Source organism: Streptomyces cinerochromogenes (genome assembly GCF_014648635.1).
In the GTDB taxonomy this organism is placed as follows: Bacteria; Actinomycetota; Actinomycetes; order Streptomycetales; family Streptomycetaceae; genus Streptomyces; species Streptomyces cinerochromogenes.
Genome location: NZ_BMRM01000001.1, coordinates 261,239 through 276,601, shown reverse-complemented (window position 1 = coordinate 276,601; position 15,363 = coordinate 261,239). Strand labels below are relative to the sequence as shown.

14 protein-coding genes are annotated in these 15,363 nt (G+C 71.8%); 4 read left to right on the top strand and 10 right to left on the bottom strand.

Annotated features, from left to right (window positions below; genetic code table 11):
* The first annotated feature begins 168 nt into the window (after positions 1–168).
* From ppdK to IEZ20_RS01190, 4 genes are all read left to right on the top strand, one after another.
* Positions 169–2,889: a pyruvate, phosphate dikinase gene (ppdK, locus tag IEZ20_RS01205; protein ID WP_189294169.1), complete on the top strand. Its 2,721-nt coding sequence runs from the start codon at positions 169–171 to the stop codon at positions 2,887–2,889.
* Between the two features lie 221 nt (positions 2,890–3,110).
* Positions 3,111–4,355, top strand: coding sequence for an ABC transporter substrate-binding protein (locus tag IEZ20_RS01200; RefSeq protein WP_189294168.1), 1,245 nt, complete (start codon positions 3,111–3,113; stop codon positions 4,353–4,355).
* Positions 4,352–5,254, top strand: a complete 903-nt coding sequence (locus IEZ20_RS01195) for a carbohydrate ABC transporter permease (protein WP_189294167.1) — start codon at positions 4,352–4,354, stop codon at positions 5,252–5,254. The genes IEZ20_RS01200 and IEZ20_RS01195 overlap by 4 nt, the downstream gene beginning before the upstream one ends.
* Positions 5,247–6,080: a carbohydrate ABC transporter permease gene (locus IEZ20_RS01190; RefSeq protein ID WP_189294166.1), complete on the top strand. Its 834-nt coding sequence runs from the start codon at positions 5,247–5,249 to the stop codon at positions 6,078–6,080. Before IEZ20_RS01195 ends, IEZ20_RS01190 begins: the two co-directional genes overlap by 8 nt.
* Positions 6,081–6,125: 45 nt before the next feature.
* On the opposite strand, the gene IEZ20_RS01185 is transcribed toward IEZ20_RS01190, so the two are convergent.
* From IEZ20_RS01185 to IEZ20_RS01140, 10 genes are all read right to left on the bottom strand, one after another.
* Positions 6,126–6,893, bottom strand: a complete 768-nt coding sequence (locus IEZ20_RS01185; protein ID WP_189294165.1) for an SDR family NAD(P)-dependent oxidoreductase — start codon at positions 6,891–6,893, stop codon at positions 6,126–6,128.
* A gap of 71 nt (positions 6,894–6,964) precedes the next feature.
* Entirely contained in the window at positions 6,965–7,549 is a 585-nt protein-coding gene (locus tag IEZ20_RS01180) for a TetR/AcrR family transcriptional regulator (RefSeq protein ID WP_189294164.1), read from the bottom strand.
* 49 nt (positions 7,550–7,598) lie between these two features.
* Positions 7,599–7,949 carry a nitrite reductase small subunit NirD gene (gene nirD, locus IEZ20_RS01175; RefSeq protein ID WP_189294163.1) on the bottom strand — a complete coding sequence of 117 codons (351 nt, stop codon included), beginning with the start codon at positions 7,947–7,949 and terminating at the stop codon, positions 7,599–7,601.
* A complete protein-coding gene (nirB, locus tag IEZ20_RS01170) occupies positions 7,946–10,555 on the bottom strand; it encodes a nitrite reductase large subunit NirB (protein WP_189294162.1) in 2,610 nt (869 codons plus the stop codon). Before nirB ends, nirD begins: the two co-directional genes overlap by 4 nt.
* A complete protein-coding gene (locus IEZ20_RS01165; protein WP_189294161.1) occupies positions 10,556–11,770 on the bottom strand; it encodes an NAD(P)/FAD-dependent oxidoreductase in 1,215 nt (404 codons plus the stop codon). It abuts the gene before it with no gap.
* A gap of 166 nt (positions 11,771–11,936) precedes the next feature.
* Complete coding sequence (locus tag IEZ20_RS01160) at positions 11,937–12,389, bottom strand: iron chaperone (RefSeq protein ID WP_189294160.1); 453 nt, start codon at positions 12,387–12,389, stop codon at positions 11,937–11,939.
* Between the two features lie 158 nt (positions 12,390–12,547).
* Positions 12,548–13,177, bottom strand: a complete 630-nt coding sequence (locus IEZ20_RS01155) for a class F sortase (protein ID WP_189294159.1) — start codon at positions 13,175–13,177, stop codon at positions 12,548–12,550.
* A gap of 121 nt (positions 13,178–13,298) precedes the next feature.
* Positions 13,299–13,808 carry a hypothetical protein gene (locus IEZ20_RS01150; RefSeq protein WP_189294158.1) on the bottom strand — a complete coding sequence of 170 codons (510 nt, stop codon included), beginning with the start codon at positions 13,806–13,808 and terminating at the stop codon, positions 13,299–13,301.
* 306 nt (positions 13,809–14,114) lie between these two features.
* Positions 14,115–14,501, bottom strand: coding sequence for a hypothetical protein (locus IEZ20_RS01145; RefSeq protein ID WP_189294157.1), 387 nt, complete (start codon positions 14,499–14,501; stop codon positions 14,115–14,117).
* A gap of 196 nt (positions 14,502–14,697) precedes the next feature.
* Positions 14,698–15,303 carry a LuxR C-terminal-related transcriptional regulator gene (locus IEZ20_RS01140; protein WP_229895829.1) on the bottom strand — a complete coding sequence of 202 codons (606 nt, stop codon included), beginning with the start codon at positions 15,301–15,303 and terminating at the stop codon, positions 14,698–14,700.
* Between the last annotated feature and the right edge of the window lie 60 nt (positions 15,304–15,363).

The window sequence follows — 15,363 nt, the reverse complement described above, 5'->3', positions numbered from 1 at the left end:
AAGTGAAAACATACGGCTGGCTTCGCTTGCCAAGCTTTGACTTTCGATCCGCTGGCGGACGAGTGGTTACGGGCGCATGACGCGCAAGTGGACGTACCCAGGAACCTTCGATCTGGGTATGTTCCTGGCCGTCAGGGCAGCCACCGTGGCCTCAAGGAGTCGAGACCCGTGTCGGAAAACAAAGAACCCCACGTAGCGAAGTTCGTTTACGACTTCACCGAGGGCAACAAGGACCTCAAGGACCTCCTCGGCGGCAAGGGTGCCAATCTCGCCGAGATGACCAACCTCGGTCTGCCGGTCCCTCCCGGCTTCACGATCACCACGGAGGCCTGCAAGGTCTACCTGGAGAGCGGTGAGGAGCCCGCGGCACTGCGTGACGAGGTGACCGCGCATCTCGACGCCCTCGAAGCGAAGATGGGCAAGAAGCTCGGCCAGGCCGACGACCCGCTGCTCGTCTCCGTCCGCTCCGGCGCCAAGTTCTCCATGCCCGGCATGATGGACACCGTCCTGAACATCGGCCTCTCGGACAAGTCCGTGCAGGGCCTCGCCGCCCAGGCCGGCGACGAGCGGTTCGCCTGGGACTCCTACCGCCGCCTCATCCAGATGTTCGGCAAGACCGTCCTCGGCGTCGACGGCGACCTCTTCGAGGAGGCCCTCGACAAGGCCAAGGCCGCCAAGAAGGTCACGGTCGACACCGACCTGGAGGCCGCCGACCTGAAGAAGCTGGTCACCACCTTCAAGAAGATCGTCAAGAAGGAGGCCGGCCGGGACTTCCCGCAGGACCCGCGCGAGCAGATGGACCTCGCCATCAAGGCGGTCTTCGACTCCTGGAACGGCGACCGCGCCAAGCTGTACCGCCGCCAGGAGCGCATCCCGCACGACCTGGGCACGGCCGTCAACGTCTGCTCGATGGTCTTCGGCAACCTGGGCCCCGACTCCGGCACCGGTGTCGCGTTCACCCGTGACCCCGCCTCGGGCCACCAGGGCGTCTACGGCGACTACCTGCAGAACGCGCAGGGCGAGGACGTGGTCGCGGGCATCCGCAACACCGTCCCGCTCGCGGAGCTGGAGCAGATCGACAAGAAGTCGTACGACCAGCTCATGCAGATCATGGAGACGCTGGAGAACCACTACAAGGACCTCTGCGACATCGAGTTCACGATCGAGCGCGGTCAGCTGTGGATGCTCCAGACCCGGGTCGGCAAGCGCACCGCCGGCGCGGCCTTCCGCATCGCCACCCAGCTGGTCGACCAGGGCCTGATCGACGAGACGGAGGCGCTGCAGCGCGTCACCGGCGCCCAGCTCGCCCAGCTGATGTTCCCTCGCTTCGACGAGCAGGCGAAGGTCGAGCAGGTCGCCCGGGGCATCGCGGCCTCGCCGGGCGCCGCGGTCGGCAAGGCGGTCTTCGACTCGTACACGGCGGTCAAGTGGTCCCGCTCGGGCGAGAAGGTCATCCTGGTCCGCCGTGAGACGAACCCGGACGACCTGGACGGCATGATCGCGGCCGAGGGCATCCTCACCTCGCGCGGCGGCAAGACCTCCCACGCCGCCGTGGTCGCCCGGGGCATGGGCAAGACCTGTGTCTGCGGCGCGGAGGAGCTGGAGGTCGACACCAAGCGCCGCCGTATGACGGTCCCCGGCGGACACGTGGTGGAGGAGGGCGACCTGATCTCCATCGACGGCTCCTCGGGCAAGGTCTACCTGGGCGAGGTCCCGGTGGTCCCGTCCCCCGTCGTGGAGTACTTCGAGGGCCGGATGCACCCGGGCGCGGACGACGCGGACGAGCTGGTCGAGGCGGTCCACCGGATGATGGCCTTCGCCGACCGCAAGCGCCGCCTGCGGGTGCGCGCCAACGCGGACAACGCCGAGGACGCGCTGCGGGCCCGCCGTTTCGGCGCCCAGGGCATCGGCCTGTGCCGCACGGAGCACATGTTCCTCGGCGAGCGCCGCGAGATGGTCGAGAAGCTGATCCTCGCCGACACGGAGGAGGAGCGCGAGGCCGCCCTGCGGGAGCTGCTGCCCCTGCAGAAGAAGGACTTCGTCGAACTCTTCGAGGCGATGGACGGCCTCCCGGTGACGATCCGTCTCCTGGACCCGCCGCTGCACGAGTTCCTCCCGGACATCACGGAACTCTCGGTCCGCGTGGCCCTGGCCGAGTCCCGTCAGGAGCCGCACGAGAACGACCTGCGCCTGCTCCAGGCGGTCCACCGCCTGCACGAGCAGAACCCGATGCTGGGCCTGCGCGGTGTCCGCCTCGGCCTGGTCATCCCCGGCCTGTTCACGATGCAGGTCCGCGCCATCGCGGAGGCCGCGGCCGAGCGCAAGAACGCCAAGGGCGACCCGCGCGCCGAGATCATGATCCCGCTCGTCGGCACGGTCCAGGAGCTGGAGATCGTCCGCGAGGAGGCTGACCAGGTCATCGCGGAGGTCGAGGCGGCGACGGGTGCGAAGCTGAAGCTGGCGATCGGCACGATGATCGAGCTTCCGCGGGCGGCCCTGACGGCGGGCCAGATCGCGGAGGCGGCGGAGTTCTTCTCCTTCGGCACGAACGACCTGACGCAGACGGTGTGGGGCTTCAGCCGCGACGACGTCGAGGCCAGCTTCTTCACCGCCTACCTGGAGAAGGGCATCTTCGGCGTCTCCCCGTTCGAGACGATCGACAAGGACGGCGTCGGCTCCCTGGTGAAGGCGGCCGCGGAGGCCGGCCGCCGCACCCGCCCCGACCTCAAGCTCGGCGTCTGCGGCGAGCACGGCGGTGACCCGGAGTCGGTCCACTTCTTCCACGAGGTGGGTCTGGACTACGTCTCCTGCTCCCCGTTCCGCATCCCGGTCGCCCGCCTCGAAGCCGGCCGCGCGGCCACCCAGTCGGAGGGCAGCGACCACCGCTGACCTCCCGAACCCCGGAGCCGCCGCCGGTCCCCGACCCTCACCGATCGGCGGCGGCCCCGGCGCACGAAAGAGGAGGGGCGACATCCCGGTGCGGGGGGTGTCGCCCCTCCGGCGCGTCCGCCATCGCTGTCCGCAACGGCCACAACTCGTCTTCCGTAATCGTCGCCCACCGCTGATCGTTGGGCCGTGCATCGATGACGACGGACGTCAGGGGGCGCACGATGGGGAGTGTCAGTCGCAGGGGTCTGCTGGCCGCGGGAGCCGGGTTGCTCGCCGCATGCGGGTCGAACACCGGGCGCGGCGGCGGGAGTTCGGGCAGCGGGCTCGTGCAGTGGTACCACCAGTACGGTGAGGCCGGTACCGAGCAGGCCGTCCGGCGGTATGCCGCCGCCTTCACGAAGGCGCGGGTCTCCGTGCAGTGGCGGCCCGGGAACTACGACCAGCAGACCGCCGCCGCGCTGCTCACCGACTCCGGGCCCGACGTGTTCGAGGTCGACGGGCCGACCCTCGACCAGATCCAGGGCGGGCAGGTCCTCGACCTGAGCGCGTTGGTGGAGGGGGTGAAGGGGGACTTCAACCCGGCCGTGCTCGGGCCCAAGACGTACCGCGGGAGGGTGTACGGCATTCCGCAGGTCATCGACACGCAGATGCTCTACTACCGGAAGAGTCTGCTCAGGGAAGCCGGGGTCGAGCCGCCCGTCAGTCTCGACGCCCTCCTCGATGCCGCCCGCGCGCTCACCAGGGGCACGGTCAAGGGGCTGTTCCTGGGGAACGACGGGGGAGCGGGGGTGCTCGGGGGGACTCCGCTGTACGCGGCCGGGCTTCGGCTCGTCACCGAGGACGGCGGGGTCGGCTTCGACGAACCCGCCGCCGCCCGCACCCTCGGCAAGCTGCACCGGCTCTACGCCGACAAGTCCCTCCTCCTCGGCGCGCCCAGCGACTGGGCCGACCCGTCCGCCTTCCTCCAGGGGCTGACCGCCATGCAGTGGTCCGGGCTGTGGGCGCTGCCCCGGGTGCGGGAGGAGCTCGGGGACGATTTCGGGGTGCTCCCCTTTCCCGGGGACGGCGTGGGCGGCCGGCCCTCCGTGCCGGTGGGGGCCTACGGGGCCGCCGTCAGTGCGCGGAGCAGGCACAAGGAGGTCGCCAAGGAGTACGTGAAGTGGCTGTGGGTGGAGCGGACCGACCTCCAGCAGGACTTCGCGCTGGACTACGGGTTCCACATCCCGGCCCGGGTCTCGCTCGCCAGGAGAGCCCGCCGCCTCCGTACCGGTCCCGCCGCCGACGCCGTGCGGTTCGCCACCGAACACGGCCATGCCCAGCCCCTGCTGTGGACCCCGGCCGCCCAGACCGCCTACCAGGACGCGCTCAGCCGGATCATCCAGGGCGGGGCGAGCCCCGAACGTGAGGTGCGGGGGGTCGTACGGAAGGTGTCGGAGGAGCTGGCCCGGGTGACGAGGAAGCGATGAGGCGCACCAGGGCGCTCTGGTTCTGGGTGTTCGTCGGGCCGTTCGCGCTCGGGCTCGCCCTGTTCACCTACGTACCGCTGCTGTGGAGCGTGGCACTCGGTTTCTTCGACGCGCACAACACCGTCACGCCCACGCACTTCGTCGGTCTCGGCAACTACGCGGCCGTGCTGCGGGACGACGCGTTCGTCGGCAGCCTGGAGACCTTTGTCGTCTTCACCGCCTTCATCGTGCCCGCCACCTACGTCTTCTCCCTCTCCCTCGCCCTGATGGTCAACCGGGTCCGGCGGGCCCGGGCCTTCTTCCGGTCCGTGTTCTTCCTCCCGGCCGCGTGCAGCTACGTCGTCGCCGCGCTGATCTGGAAGATGTCGATCTTCAACGGGGTGCGGTCCGGGCTGGCCAACACCGTGCTGGGCTGGTTCGGGGGCGAGCCCGTCGCCTGGCTGGCCGGCACGGATCCGCCCTGGTACTGGCTGGTCGTCGTGACCGTACGACTGTGGCTGCAAGCCGGGTTCTACATGATTCTCTTCCTCGCGGGGCTGCAGCGGATCGACCCGGTGCTGTACGAGGCGGCGGCCGTGGACGGGGCCCGGCCCGGCTGGACGGTGCTGCGGCACATCACGCTGCCGCAGCTGCGGGCCACCTCGGTCGCCGTGGTGCTGCTGCTCGTCGTCAACGCCTTCCAGGCCTTCGACGAGTTCTACAACCTGCTGTCCGACGCCCGCGGCTATCCGCCGTACGCCCGGCCACCGCTCGTCTACCTCTACTACACCGCCCTCGGACAGGGACAGAACCTGGGGCTCGGCAGCGCGGGCGCGGTGATCCTCGCGCTGGTCGTCGCCGTCGTCACGGTGGCGCAGGCGCGCTGGCTCGGGCTGGGCAGGAGGGAGGGCGATGGGTGACGGCCCGGTGCGGGTCGGGCGGGCGCTGCGGCTGGTGCTGCTGATCGCCCTCGCACTCCTGTTCCTGATCCCCTTCTGGCTGCTGGTGCGCAACGGGCTGGCCGCCGACCGGGACATCACCTCCGCCGAGTGGAGCCTCCTGCCGCGCCAGGTGCGGTGGTCGAACGTGCGTGAGGTGTTCGGGGACTCCTCCGTGCCCTTCGCCCGCTCCCTGCTCAACTCCGCGCTGATCGCCGTCGCCACCACCCTCGGCACCCTGCTCCTGGCCTCCCTCGCCGGTTACGGGCTCGCCCGCATCCCGTACCGGCACGCGAACAAGGTCTTCTACGGCATCCTGGGGACCCTGTTGGTCCCGGCGGCCGTCACCTTCGTGCCGAGCTTCGTGCTGGTGTCGTCGCTGGGCTGGGTCTCCACGCTGCGCGGGCTGATCGTGCCGACCCTGTTCTCCGCGTTCGCCTGCTTCGTCTTCCGGCAGTACTTCCTCGGTTTCCCGCGGGAGCTGGAGGACGCGGCGCAGATCGACGGACTGGGGTACTGGCGGACGTACTGGCTGGTCGTCGTGCCGAACGCGCGGCCCGTGTTCGCGGCCGTCGGGACCATCGTGTTCCTCGGCGCGTGGAACTCCTTCCTGTGGCCGCTGGTGATCGGGCAGGACCAGAGCGCCTGGACGGTGCAGGTGGTCCTGTCCTCGTACACCACCGCCCAGGTCGTCCGGCTGCACGAGCTGTTCGTCGCGGCGGCCGTGTCGATCCTGCCCCTGCTGCTGGTGTTCCTGTGCTTCCAGCGGTGGATCGTGGCGGGGGTGGAACGGTCCGGGATCGACTGACGGGGGACGGGAAGGGGCAGGCGGCCCGGGCCGGCGGGCCCGGGGTCAGGCCGTGGCGCCGCTGTCCACGACCAGGTCCGTGCCCACGACCGAGGCCGCGTCGTCGGAGGCCAGGTACAGGACGGCGGCGGCGACCTCCCGGGTGGTGGAGATCCGGCCGAGCGGGAGGGTGGCCCGGGCGCGTTCGGTCCGCTCCGCCTCCGTCTCGCCCGGCCGCAGGGACATGGAGGTCTCGGTGGCGCCGGGACTGACCACGTTGATCCGGACGCCGTCCTGGATGTGGTCCAGGGCGGCGCCCCGGCTGAGGGCGGTCACGGCGGCCTTGGTCGCGGAGTAGGCGGCGGCGCCGGGGGAGGAGGCGTGCCGGCCGAAGGTGGAGGAGACGTTCACGATCGCGCCGCCCGCCGGCTGGGTGCGCATCTGCCGGATCTGGGCCTGGAGGGCCAGGTGGACGCCGGTGACGTTGATCGCGAGCTGCTCGTGCCAGTCCTCCTCCGGCAGGTCCGCGAGCGGCCGGCCGCCGCGGAAGACACCCGCGTTGTTGACGGCGACGTCCAGCGAGCCGAAGTGCTCCACGGCGGCCCGCACCAGTGCCTCGGCGTCGGCCGCGCGGGAGACGTCGGCGGACACGGCGAGGGCCTTGCCGCCCTGTTCCTCGATCAGCCGGACGGTCTCCGCCAGGGGCTCCTGCCGCCGCCCGGCGACGACGACCCGGGCGCCCTCGGCGGCGAGGGCCAGGGCGACGGCCCGGCCGATCCCGGAGCCGGCACCGGTGACGAGGGCGGTGCGGCCGGTGAAACGGTGCGACATCATGAACTCCCTTTTTCTTGACCGTTCGGTTCAGTATTCGGGCGGGGAAAACGCCCCCCGGTGGAGGGCGGTTCTCAGTCGAGCAGGGTCAGGGCCTGTTCCGCGGCGTCCCGGACCCGGGCCGGGTCGGCCGACGCCTTGCCGACGACCCGCAGGCCCTGCATCAGCACCAGCAGGGTGCGGGCCACGGCGAGCGGGTCGCGGTCGGCCGGCAGCTCGCCCTGGGCACGGGCGCGGACCAGCGCCGAGTGCAGCAGTGTCTCCAGCTGGTCCCAGTTGCGTTCCACGCGCCGGGCCGCGGCCGGGTCGTGCGGGGCCAGTTCGGCCGCCGTGTTGGTGACCATGCAGCCCTGGAGCCGCAGCCGTTCGTCCGCCGCCTCCCGGGCGTAGCGCCGCACGAGGGCGCGTACGGCCGGCAGGGCGGGTCCGGGCCGGGACAGCTCGTCCACGATCGGCGCGAGGCCCGACTGCTCGTAGCGCTCCAGCGCCCTCAGGTACAGCTCGTGCTTGCTGCCGAAGGTGGCGTACAGGCTCGCCTTGCCGATGCCCAGGTGTGCCACCAGGTCGGCCATCGACGTCGCCTCGTAGCCGCGCCGCCAGAACAGCTCCAGGGCTGACTGCAGCGCGGCGTCCGGGTCGAATTCCTTGGTCCTGGCCACACGGACAGCCTAGGTTTTTCCGGAACGATCAGTCAAGAACGATGGACGGTCAGGCCGCGCGGACCTCGTACGCGGTCACCCGTACCCCCTCGTCGTCCAGGCACTGCCCGCCGGCCAGGTCGAAGCGCTGCTTCAGCAGCGGGGAGGCGACGAACGGGCGGCCCTCGTGGGTGCCGGTCAGGCCGCGGGAGAGGACGGCCGCGCCGGTGAACGGGTCGCGGTTGTCGATGGCGTACAGCCGGTCCGCGCGGTCCCGGAAGACCGCCACCTGACGGCCGTCCGGCAGCAGCGCGGCGACCCCGCGGCCCGGCACCAGCATGCTCAGGTCGCAGACCGTGAACCAGGTGCCGGCCAGCCGGAGCTGGACCTTCAGAGTGGTCGTCTCAACGGTGAGGGTCATCGCTGGGCGCTTCCTTCCAGGATGTCGTCGGCGGGCCGCAGGCCGATGTTCAGCAGCGGCAGGTCGGGCTTGATCTGGTCGCGCTCGGGGACGAACGAGACGACCGGGTCCGGGGTGTCCGGTGCGTTCACGAAGGACACGAACCGGGCCAGCTTCTCGGGGTCGTTCACGGTCTCCGCCCACTCGTCGCGGTAGTGCGCGACGTGCGCCCGCATGAGCTTCTCCAGCTCGTCGCAGATGCCGAGCGAGTCGTGCACCACCACGTCCCGCACGTGCTCCAGGCCGCCGGGGATGCGCTCCAGCCAGGTGCTGGTGCGCTCCAGACGGTCGGCGGTGCGGATGTAGAACATCAGGAACCGGTCGATCAGCCGGACCAGTTCGGCGTCGGACAGGTCCTGGGCCAGCAGGTCGGCGTGGCGCGGGGTGGCGCCGCCGTTGCCGCCGACGTACAGGTTCCAGCCGTTCGCGGTGGCGATCACCCCGAAGTCCTTCGACTGGGCCTCGGCGCACTCGCGCTGGCAGCCGGAGACCGCCGACTTCAGCTTGTGCGGGGAGCGCAGGCCCCGGTAGCGCAGCTCCAGGTCGATCGCCATCCGGACGGAGTCCTGCACGCCGTACCGGCACCAGGTGGAGCCCACGCACGACTTCACCGTGCGCAGCGCCTTGCCGTACGCGTGCCCCGACTCGAAGCCGGCGTCCACCAGCCGTGCCCAGACCAGCGGCAGCTGCTCCACCCGGGCGCCGAACATGTCGATCCGCTGGCCGCCGGTGATCTTCGTGTAGAGGCCGAAGTCGCGGGCGATCTCACCGATCACGATCAGCTTCTCCGGGGCGATCTCCCCGCCGGGGATGCGCGGCACCACCGAGTAGGAGCCGTTCTTCTGCAGGTTGGCGAGGAAGTGGTCGTTGGTGTCCTGGAGCGCGGCCTGCTCGCCGTCCAGGACGTAGCCGCTCGCGCCGATCGTGGGGGCGAGGGAGGCGATGATGGAGCCGACCGCCGGCTTGCACACCTCGCAGCCGTCGCCGCCCCGGGCGCCCTCGCGGCCGTAGCGGTCCAGCAGCTCCTGGTACGACGCGATGCGCAGCGCGAGGACGATCTCGTACAGCTCCTCGCGGGTCTGGGAGAAGCAGGCGCACAGGCCCTTGTCGACCTCGACGCCGGACGCCTCCAGCTCCGCGGTGACCAGCTGGCCCAGCACCTTCACACAGCTGCCGCAGCCGGTACCGGCCTTGGTGCACTTCTTCACCTCGGGCACCGTGGTGCACCGGTGGTCGGTGACCGCGCCGCGGATCGTGCCCTTGCTGACGTTGTGGCAGGAGCAGATGACCGCGTCGTCCGGCAGCGCGGCCGGGCCGAGCCGGTCCCCCGGGCCCGCTCCGGCGGGCAGGACGAGGGACTCGGGGGAGACGGGCGGGACCGAGCCGGTGAGGGCGCGCAGGGTGCCGTACGCCTCGGCGTCACCGACCAGGATGCCGCCGAGCAGTGTGCCGTCCGCGCCGATGACCAGCTTCTTGTACAGGCCCGCACGCGAGTCGGAGTAGACGACGTCCAGGCAGTTCTCGGTGGTGCCGTGCGCGTCGCCGAAGGAGGCGACGTCCACGCCGAGCAGCTTCAGCTTGGTGGACAGGTCGGCGCCGGTGAAGGAGGCCTCGTCGGCGGCGATGGTGGCCGCGGCCGTCTCCGCCTGCTCGTAGCCCGGCGCCACCAGGCCGTACACCCGGCCGTCGGCGGCCAGCGCGCACTCACCGATGGCGAAGACGTGCGGGTCGGAGACGGTCCGGCACTGCTCGTCCACCGCGATGCCGCCGCGCTCGCCGACCGTGAGGCCGCAGGCGCGGGCCAGCTGGTCGCGGGGGCGGACACCGGCGCTGAACACCACCATGTCGGCGGCGAGTTCGGAGCCGTCGGACAGCTTCATCCCGGTGACGGCACCGTCGGCGCCGGTCACGATCTCCTGGGTGCCCACACCGGTGTGGACGGTCAGGCCCATCTCCTCGATGGTCCGCAGCAGGGCCGCGCCACCGCCCTCGTCCACCTGCACCGGCATCAGGCGCGGCGCGAACTCCACGATGTGCGCGTTCAGTCCGAGGCCCTTGAGGGCGCCGGCGGCCTCCAGGCCGAGCAGGCCGCCGCCGACCACGGCACCCGTCGTCGCCCGGGTCTTCGCGTACTCCTCGATGGCCAGCAGGTCCTCGATGGTCCGGTACACGAAGCAGCCGGTGGCGTCCTTGTTCGGGACCGGCGGCACGAACGGGTAGGAGCCGGTGGCCAGGACGAGGACGTCGTAGTCCACGACCAGGCCCGAGCGGGCGGTCACCGTGCGCGCCTCGCGGTCGATCGTCTCCGCCGGGTCGCCGAGGTGCAGCTCGATGCCGTGGTCCTTGATGAACCGCGTGTCGGTCAGGGAGAGGTCCTCGGGGGTCTTCCCCGAGAAGTACGAGGTGAGCTGCACGCGGTCGTACGCCGGACGCGGCTCCTCGCACAGCACGACCACGCGGTGCGTGGCGGTCAGGCCGCGCTCGGCGAGCGCTTCGAGGAAGCGCTGGCCGACCATGCCGTGGCCGACGAGCACGATCGTGGGGGTGGCCCCCGGGGTGGCGGTCATTCAGGAGCCTCCATCGTTGGTGAGCAGGTGGAGCAGGGGGCCCTCGTCGGGGAGCGGCTCTGCTCCCTCCCAGGCGCGGGCGAGCGCGCCGACGGTGCCGAGTTCGCCGACGAGGACCCCGCCGACCAGGCGGTCGTCGCGGACGACGACCTTGCGGTAGGTGCCCCGGGTGGCGTCGGTGATCCGTACGACGTCGTCGCCGGGGCGGGGTTCGGTCTCGCCGAACGCGGCGAGGTCGAAGGGGGAGTCGGGACCGGTGAGGGTCAGCCGGGTCAGGGAGCGGGTGCCGGTGTAGCGGGCACGGGCGTCGCCCGCCAGCAGCCCGGCGAGCGCGTCGGCCTGTTCCAGGGCCGGGGCGGCCAGGCCGTAGACGGTGCCGTCGTGCTGGGCGCAGTCGCCGATGGCGTGGATGTGCGGATCGGAGGTGCGCAGTTCGTCGTCGACGAGGACGCCCTTGTGCACGGCGAGGCCCGCCTGCTCGGCGAGACCCGTGCGGGGCCGTACGCCGCAGGCGAGGACCACGAGGTCGGCGTCGAGGGCGTAGCCGTCGGCCAGCTCGACCGAGCGGACCGCGCCGGCGACGCAGCGCACGTCCCGCACCCGGCACTCGGTGTGCACCTCGACGCCCAGGTCGGTGAGGTGCCGCAGCACCAGCCGGGACGCGTCCGGGTCGAGCTGGCGTTCCATGAGCCGCTCGGCCTGCTGGGCGAGCACCACCTGGGCGCCGCGCACGGCGAGCGCACGGGCCGCGGAGACGCCGAGCAGCCCGCCGCCGATGACGACCGCCCGCACCCCCGGCCGCACCGCCTTGGCCAGGCCGAGGCAGTCGTCCATGGTGCGGAACGCGTGGACGCCCTCGGGAAGCCGGCGGTCACGGGTGAACAGGCCGCGCAGCGGGGGCAGCACCGGGTTGGAGCCGGTGGCCAGGACCAGCGTGTCATAGGCGATCGGCGTGCCGTCGGCGCAGGTGACGGTCCGGGCGGCCCGGTCGATGCCGGTGACCCGGGTGCGCAGCAGGCCGGCGTGCGGCGGGAGCGCGATCACCTCCGGGGCGTACCGGCCGGCGAGCACCTCGGCCAGCAGCACCCGGTTGTACGGCGCGTGCTCCTCGTCGCCGACGAGCAGCGCGGGCACACCCAGCTCGCCGAGCCGCCGGGCGAGCCGTACGCCCGCGAGGCCGGCGCCGATCACCACCACACGCGTATTCGAGGTCATGCCCCGAGCCTGCGGCCCGGACGTTACCCGGCAGCATCACGTCTGTTTCCCGAGAGGAACGCTGCCCTCATCGGGCGGAGGGCCGGGGTGTGAGGGCGCGGGCCCGGGCGGGGTGGGGCGCAGGCCCGGGCGGGGGCGGAGATCCGGGCGGGGTGGGGGCGGGGCCTCAGCGCACCGCCTGGGCCACGAGTGCGGCTATGCGGGCCTCCACCTCCGGCGTCACCTCGGTCAGGGCGAAGGCCGTCGCCCACATCGAGCCCTCGTCCAGCCGGGCCGCGTCGTTGAAACCGAGCGTGGCGTAGCGCGACTTGAACTTCGCCGCGCTCTGGAAGAAGCAGACGACCTTGCCGTCCCGGGCGTAGGCCGGCATGCCGTACCAGAGCTTCGGCGCGAGGTCCGGGGCGGCGGCCGTGACGACGGCGTGGACCCGCTCGGCCATGACCCGGTCCGCGTCCCCCATCTCGGCGATCTTCGCGAGCACGTCCTGCTCCGCCTGCGCCGCCTTCTCCGCGCGCGAGCCGCGGCGCGCCGCCGTCCTCAGCTCCTGCGCGTGCTCCTTCATCGCGGCCCGTTCCTCGGCCGTGAACCCCTCGTGCGTGCTGCTGCCGGTGCCGCCCATGGCAGGTCCCCCCTGGAGAATCCGTGCAGAATCCGATGTGTGCGATGTGGGGAGGACCCTACCCGGGCCCACTGACATCGGACCCCTCGCAACAACCCCCTCGCAACAGCCCCCTCACGACGGGCCCCTGGCAACAGGCCCCTGACTACGGGCCGTCGTCAGCGGCTCCCCGTCAGATGGGCGAAGACCACCACGTTGCCCTGGTAGCCGGTGGTCCGCGAGTACCCTCCGCCACAGGTGATGACGCGAAGCTCGGGGCGGGGGGCCGCGCCGTACACCTTCTCGTCGGGGAAGTTCCGCGCCGAGTACACCTCCACCGCGTCCACGGTGAACACGGCCACGGTGCCGTCCCGGCGGTCCACCTCGATGCGGGCGCCCCGCTTCAGCGCCCCGAGGTCGTAGAAGACGGCGGGCCCCTCGGTGTTGTCGACATGGCCGGCGACGATCGCGGTACCCGTCTCCCCGGGGGTGGTGCCGGCCTCGTACCAGCCGGCCAGGTTCTTCTCCTTGGCGGGCGGTGCGTCCAGGTTGCCGGCGCGGGTGAGGGCCAGGCCCGTCAGAGGGGCGTTCACGCGGATCGCGGGGATGCGGATGCGGACCGGCGGGGACGGCGGCAGCGCGGGGGCCGCGCCCCGCTCGTCACCCGGATCGAAACGGCCCTCGGCGGCCGCGGGCTGCGGTGGGGCGTGGCTGACGGCGCCGCCGCCGAGCAGCCACACCCCCGATCCGAGGGCCACGACGGTGACCGCGGCTATGGCGGTGTCGCCGAGCCTGGAGCTGCTGCGCATGCGAACCCCTCTCCCGGGGGCGGACCCCCCGAAGCCCTCTCCCCCTCCGGGCCGCGAGGGGCGTCGGACCCGGAGGGGGCGGGATGTGCGGTACCGGCGGACGGACAGCGGAGGGTGTCCGTCAGATCCCGTCGCCTCTCGCCCGGCGATGCAGGAGCCAGGTACCGCCCGCGGCGGCGACGGCCAGTGCCGCCACACCCGCCGCGGTCTGCACGGGGTCGGGGCCCAGTCCGCCGCCGACCCCCGTCTTCACGCTTCCCCGCGGCTGCACCTGTTCGTACGCCGCGCTCAACGCCACCACCAGGTCGCCCGTCACCTGCCGGTCCCCCTCGGCGCAGCGGGCGACGATCTCGTACGTCCCCGGCTGCGCGCTCGGCGGCACCCGGAACTGGCCGATCGCCTCGCCCTCGTGCGTGCTGGGCGCCAGCGTGAACTGGCCGGCGCCGACCGCGCCCGCGTCCCCGGTCGCGGCGCCGGAGTCCCCGCACACGGCGGTGTTCACCGAGACCTGGCCACCGGGTGCCACGGTGGACGGGTACACGTCCAGACGGCCGGACCCGGCGGCGTGGGCGGGTGCCGCGGCGGCCACGGCGAGCGCGGTACCGGCCAGCAGACGGGCAGTGCGTCGCATGGTGCTCCCCAGAGCTTGTCCGACTCGTCCAGGGGCGCGCCCCTGCCCTACCGAGGTAAGTCGCTCCAGGGCGCGGCCGCTTCCTGAGGGAGCGTCAGAAATGCGGTGAACGGGTGGCGCCGGCGTCCCCCGCGTGACCTAGTCCGCGTGGTGTTCCGGCAGGTCACGGGCGTATCGGAGGGTGGGACGAGATTGCAGTACGAAAAGCACACGAATGGAGCGGTGGGGGCGGTGAACGGGTGACGAAGAGGGCCGGTGCCGTGCGGCACCGGCCCTCTCGGCTGCTGTCGGGGCTGCTGGCGGTCCTCAGCGGGTGGGAGGCGCGAGGTCCACGGCCAGGGTCGTGTTGGTGCCCTCGGGGCGTTCCAGGGTGAACGTCTGCGTGTACGCCCTGCCGTCGTCGCACGTCACCGTGGCCGTGGCCATCTGGGCCTTGGTGGGCACCTTCTTGAACGTGACCTTGAACTCACCCGCGTCCGTCACGCTCGGGCTCTTGTCCTTACGGGCCTCCTGGGCCGACTTGATCGACACGACCGTGGGCGAGCTCCCGTTGGAGCAGTCGTCGACGTCCCCCTTGACCGTGACGTTCGGCGAACCGGGGTCGGCCACCGCCTGACTCGCCGCCGTGACCGTGGCCGCGCCTGTCAGAGGGAGCACCGCCGCGAGGGCGAGAATTGCGACACGATTGCGCATGACTTCTCCTAGCATGCACGGGCATTCCTCTCTCACGGTCCGGTACCGGTCCGTGGGGGTCAAGGGGAATGAATGCCCAGGGCCGAGGGGCGAATTGCCTGGGGCCGGGGAAAGGAATTTCCCAGGCGGGCCGGGGGAGGACCGCCCAGGGCGGACGGGGTGGAATTACCCACGGCGGACTTTCCGACCTGCCGCTTCAGTCCTGGCCGGTCAGGCCGTGCTCGATCGCCATCCGGGTGAGGTCCGAGCGTCGCCGGGAACCCGTTTTCTCGCCGATCCGGTCGAGGTGCGACCGGACGGTGTACTTGCTGATGGAGAGCCGGGAGGCGATTTCGTCATCGGTCGCGCCGGAGGCGACGAGCCGGAGAATGTCCTGTTCGCGGCCCGTGAGATGACGGGGCTGTTCCAGAAGGCTGTCGACGGACGCGGACAGGTAATGACGGCCTGAGGCCACGACCCGGATCGCCGTCAGCAGTTCCTCCGCCTCGGCCTGGCGGCTCAGGAATCCGCTGGCCCCCGCCCGGATGGCCTGGAGCGCGTCGATCCGCACGGAGGACGCCGTGACGATGACGGCATGTCCCCGCTCCCGCAGCTCCGCCACGGTCGCGGTGAGCTGCGCGAGCGGCTGCTGGAGGTCCATCAGGACCACGTCGGCGCTCCGCAGGGTCCCGTCCGCGCCCTGGAGGGAGGACGCGTCGGCGACCAGGCGGAGGTCGGGGGCGGTACCGATCAGCTGGGAGACGCCGTGCCGGAACACGGGACAGTCCCCGATGACCGCCACCCGCATGAACCCGGCACGCACAGGACGTCTCCGATCTCGCCCGAGGGGTCTCCCTCCTCCCCTCAGCGTCGGCGGGAGCCG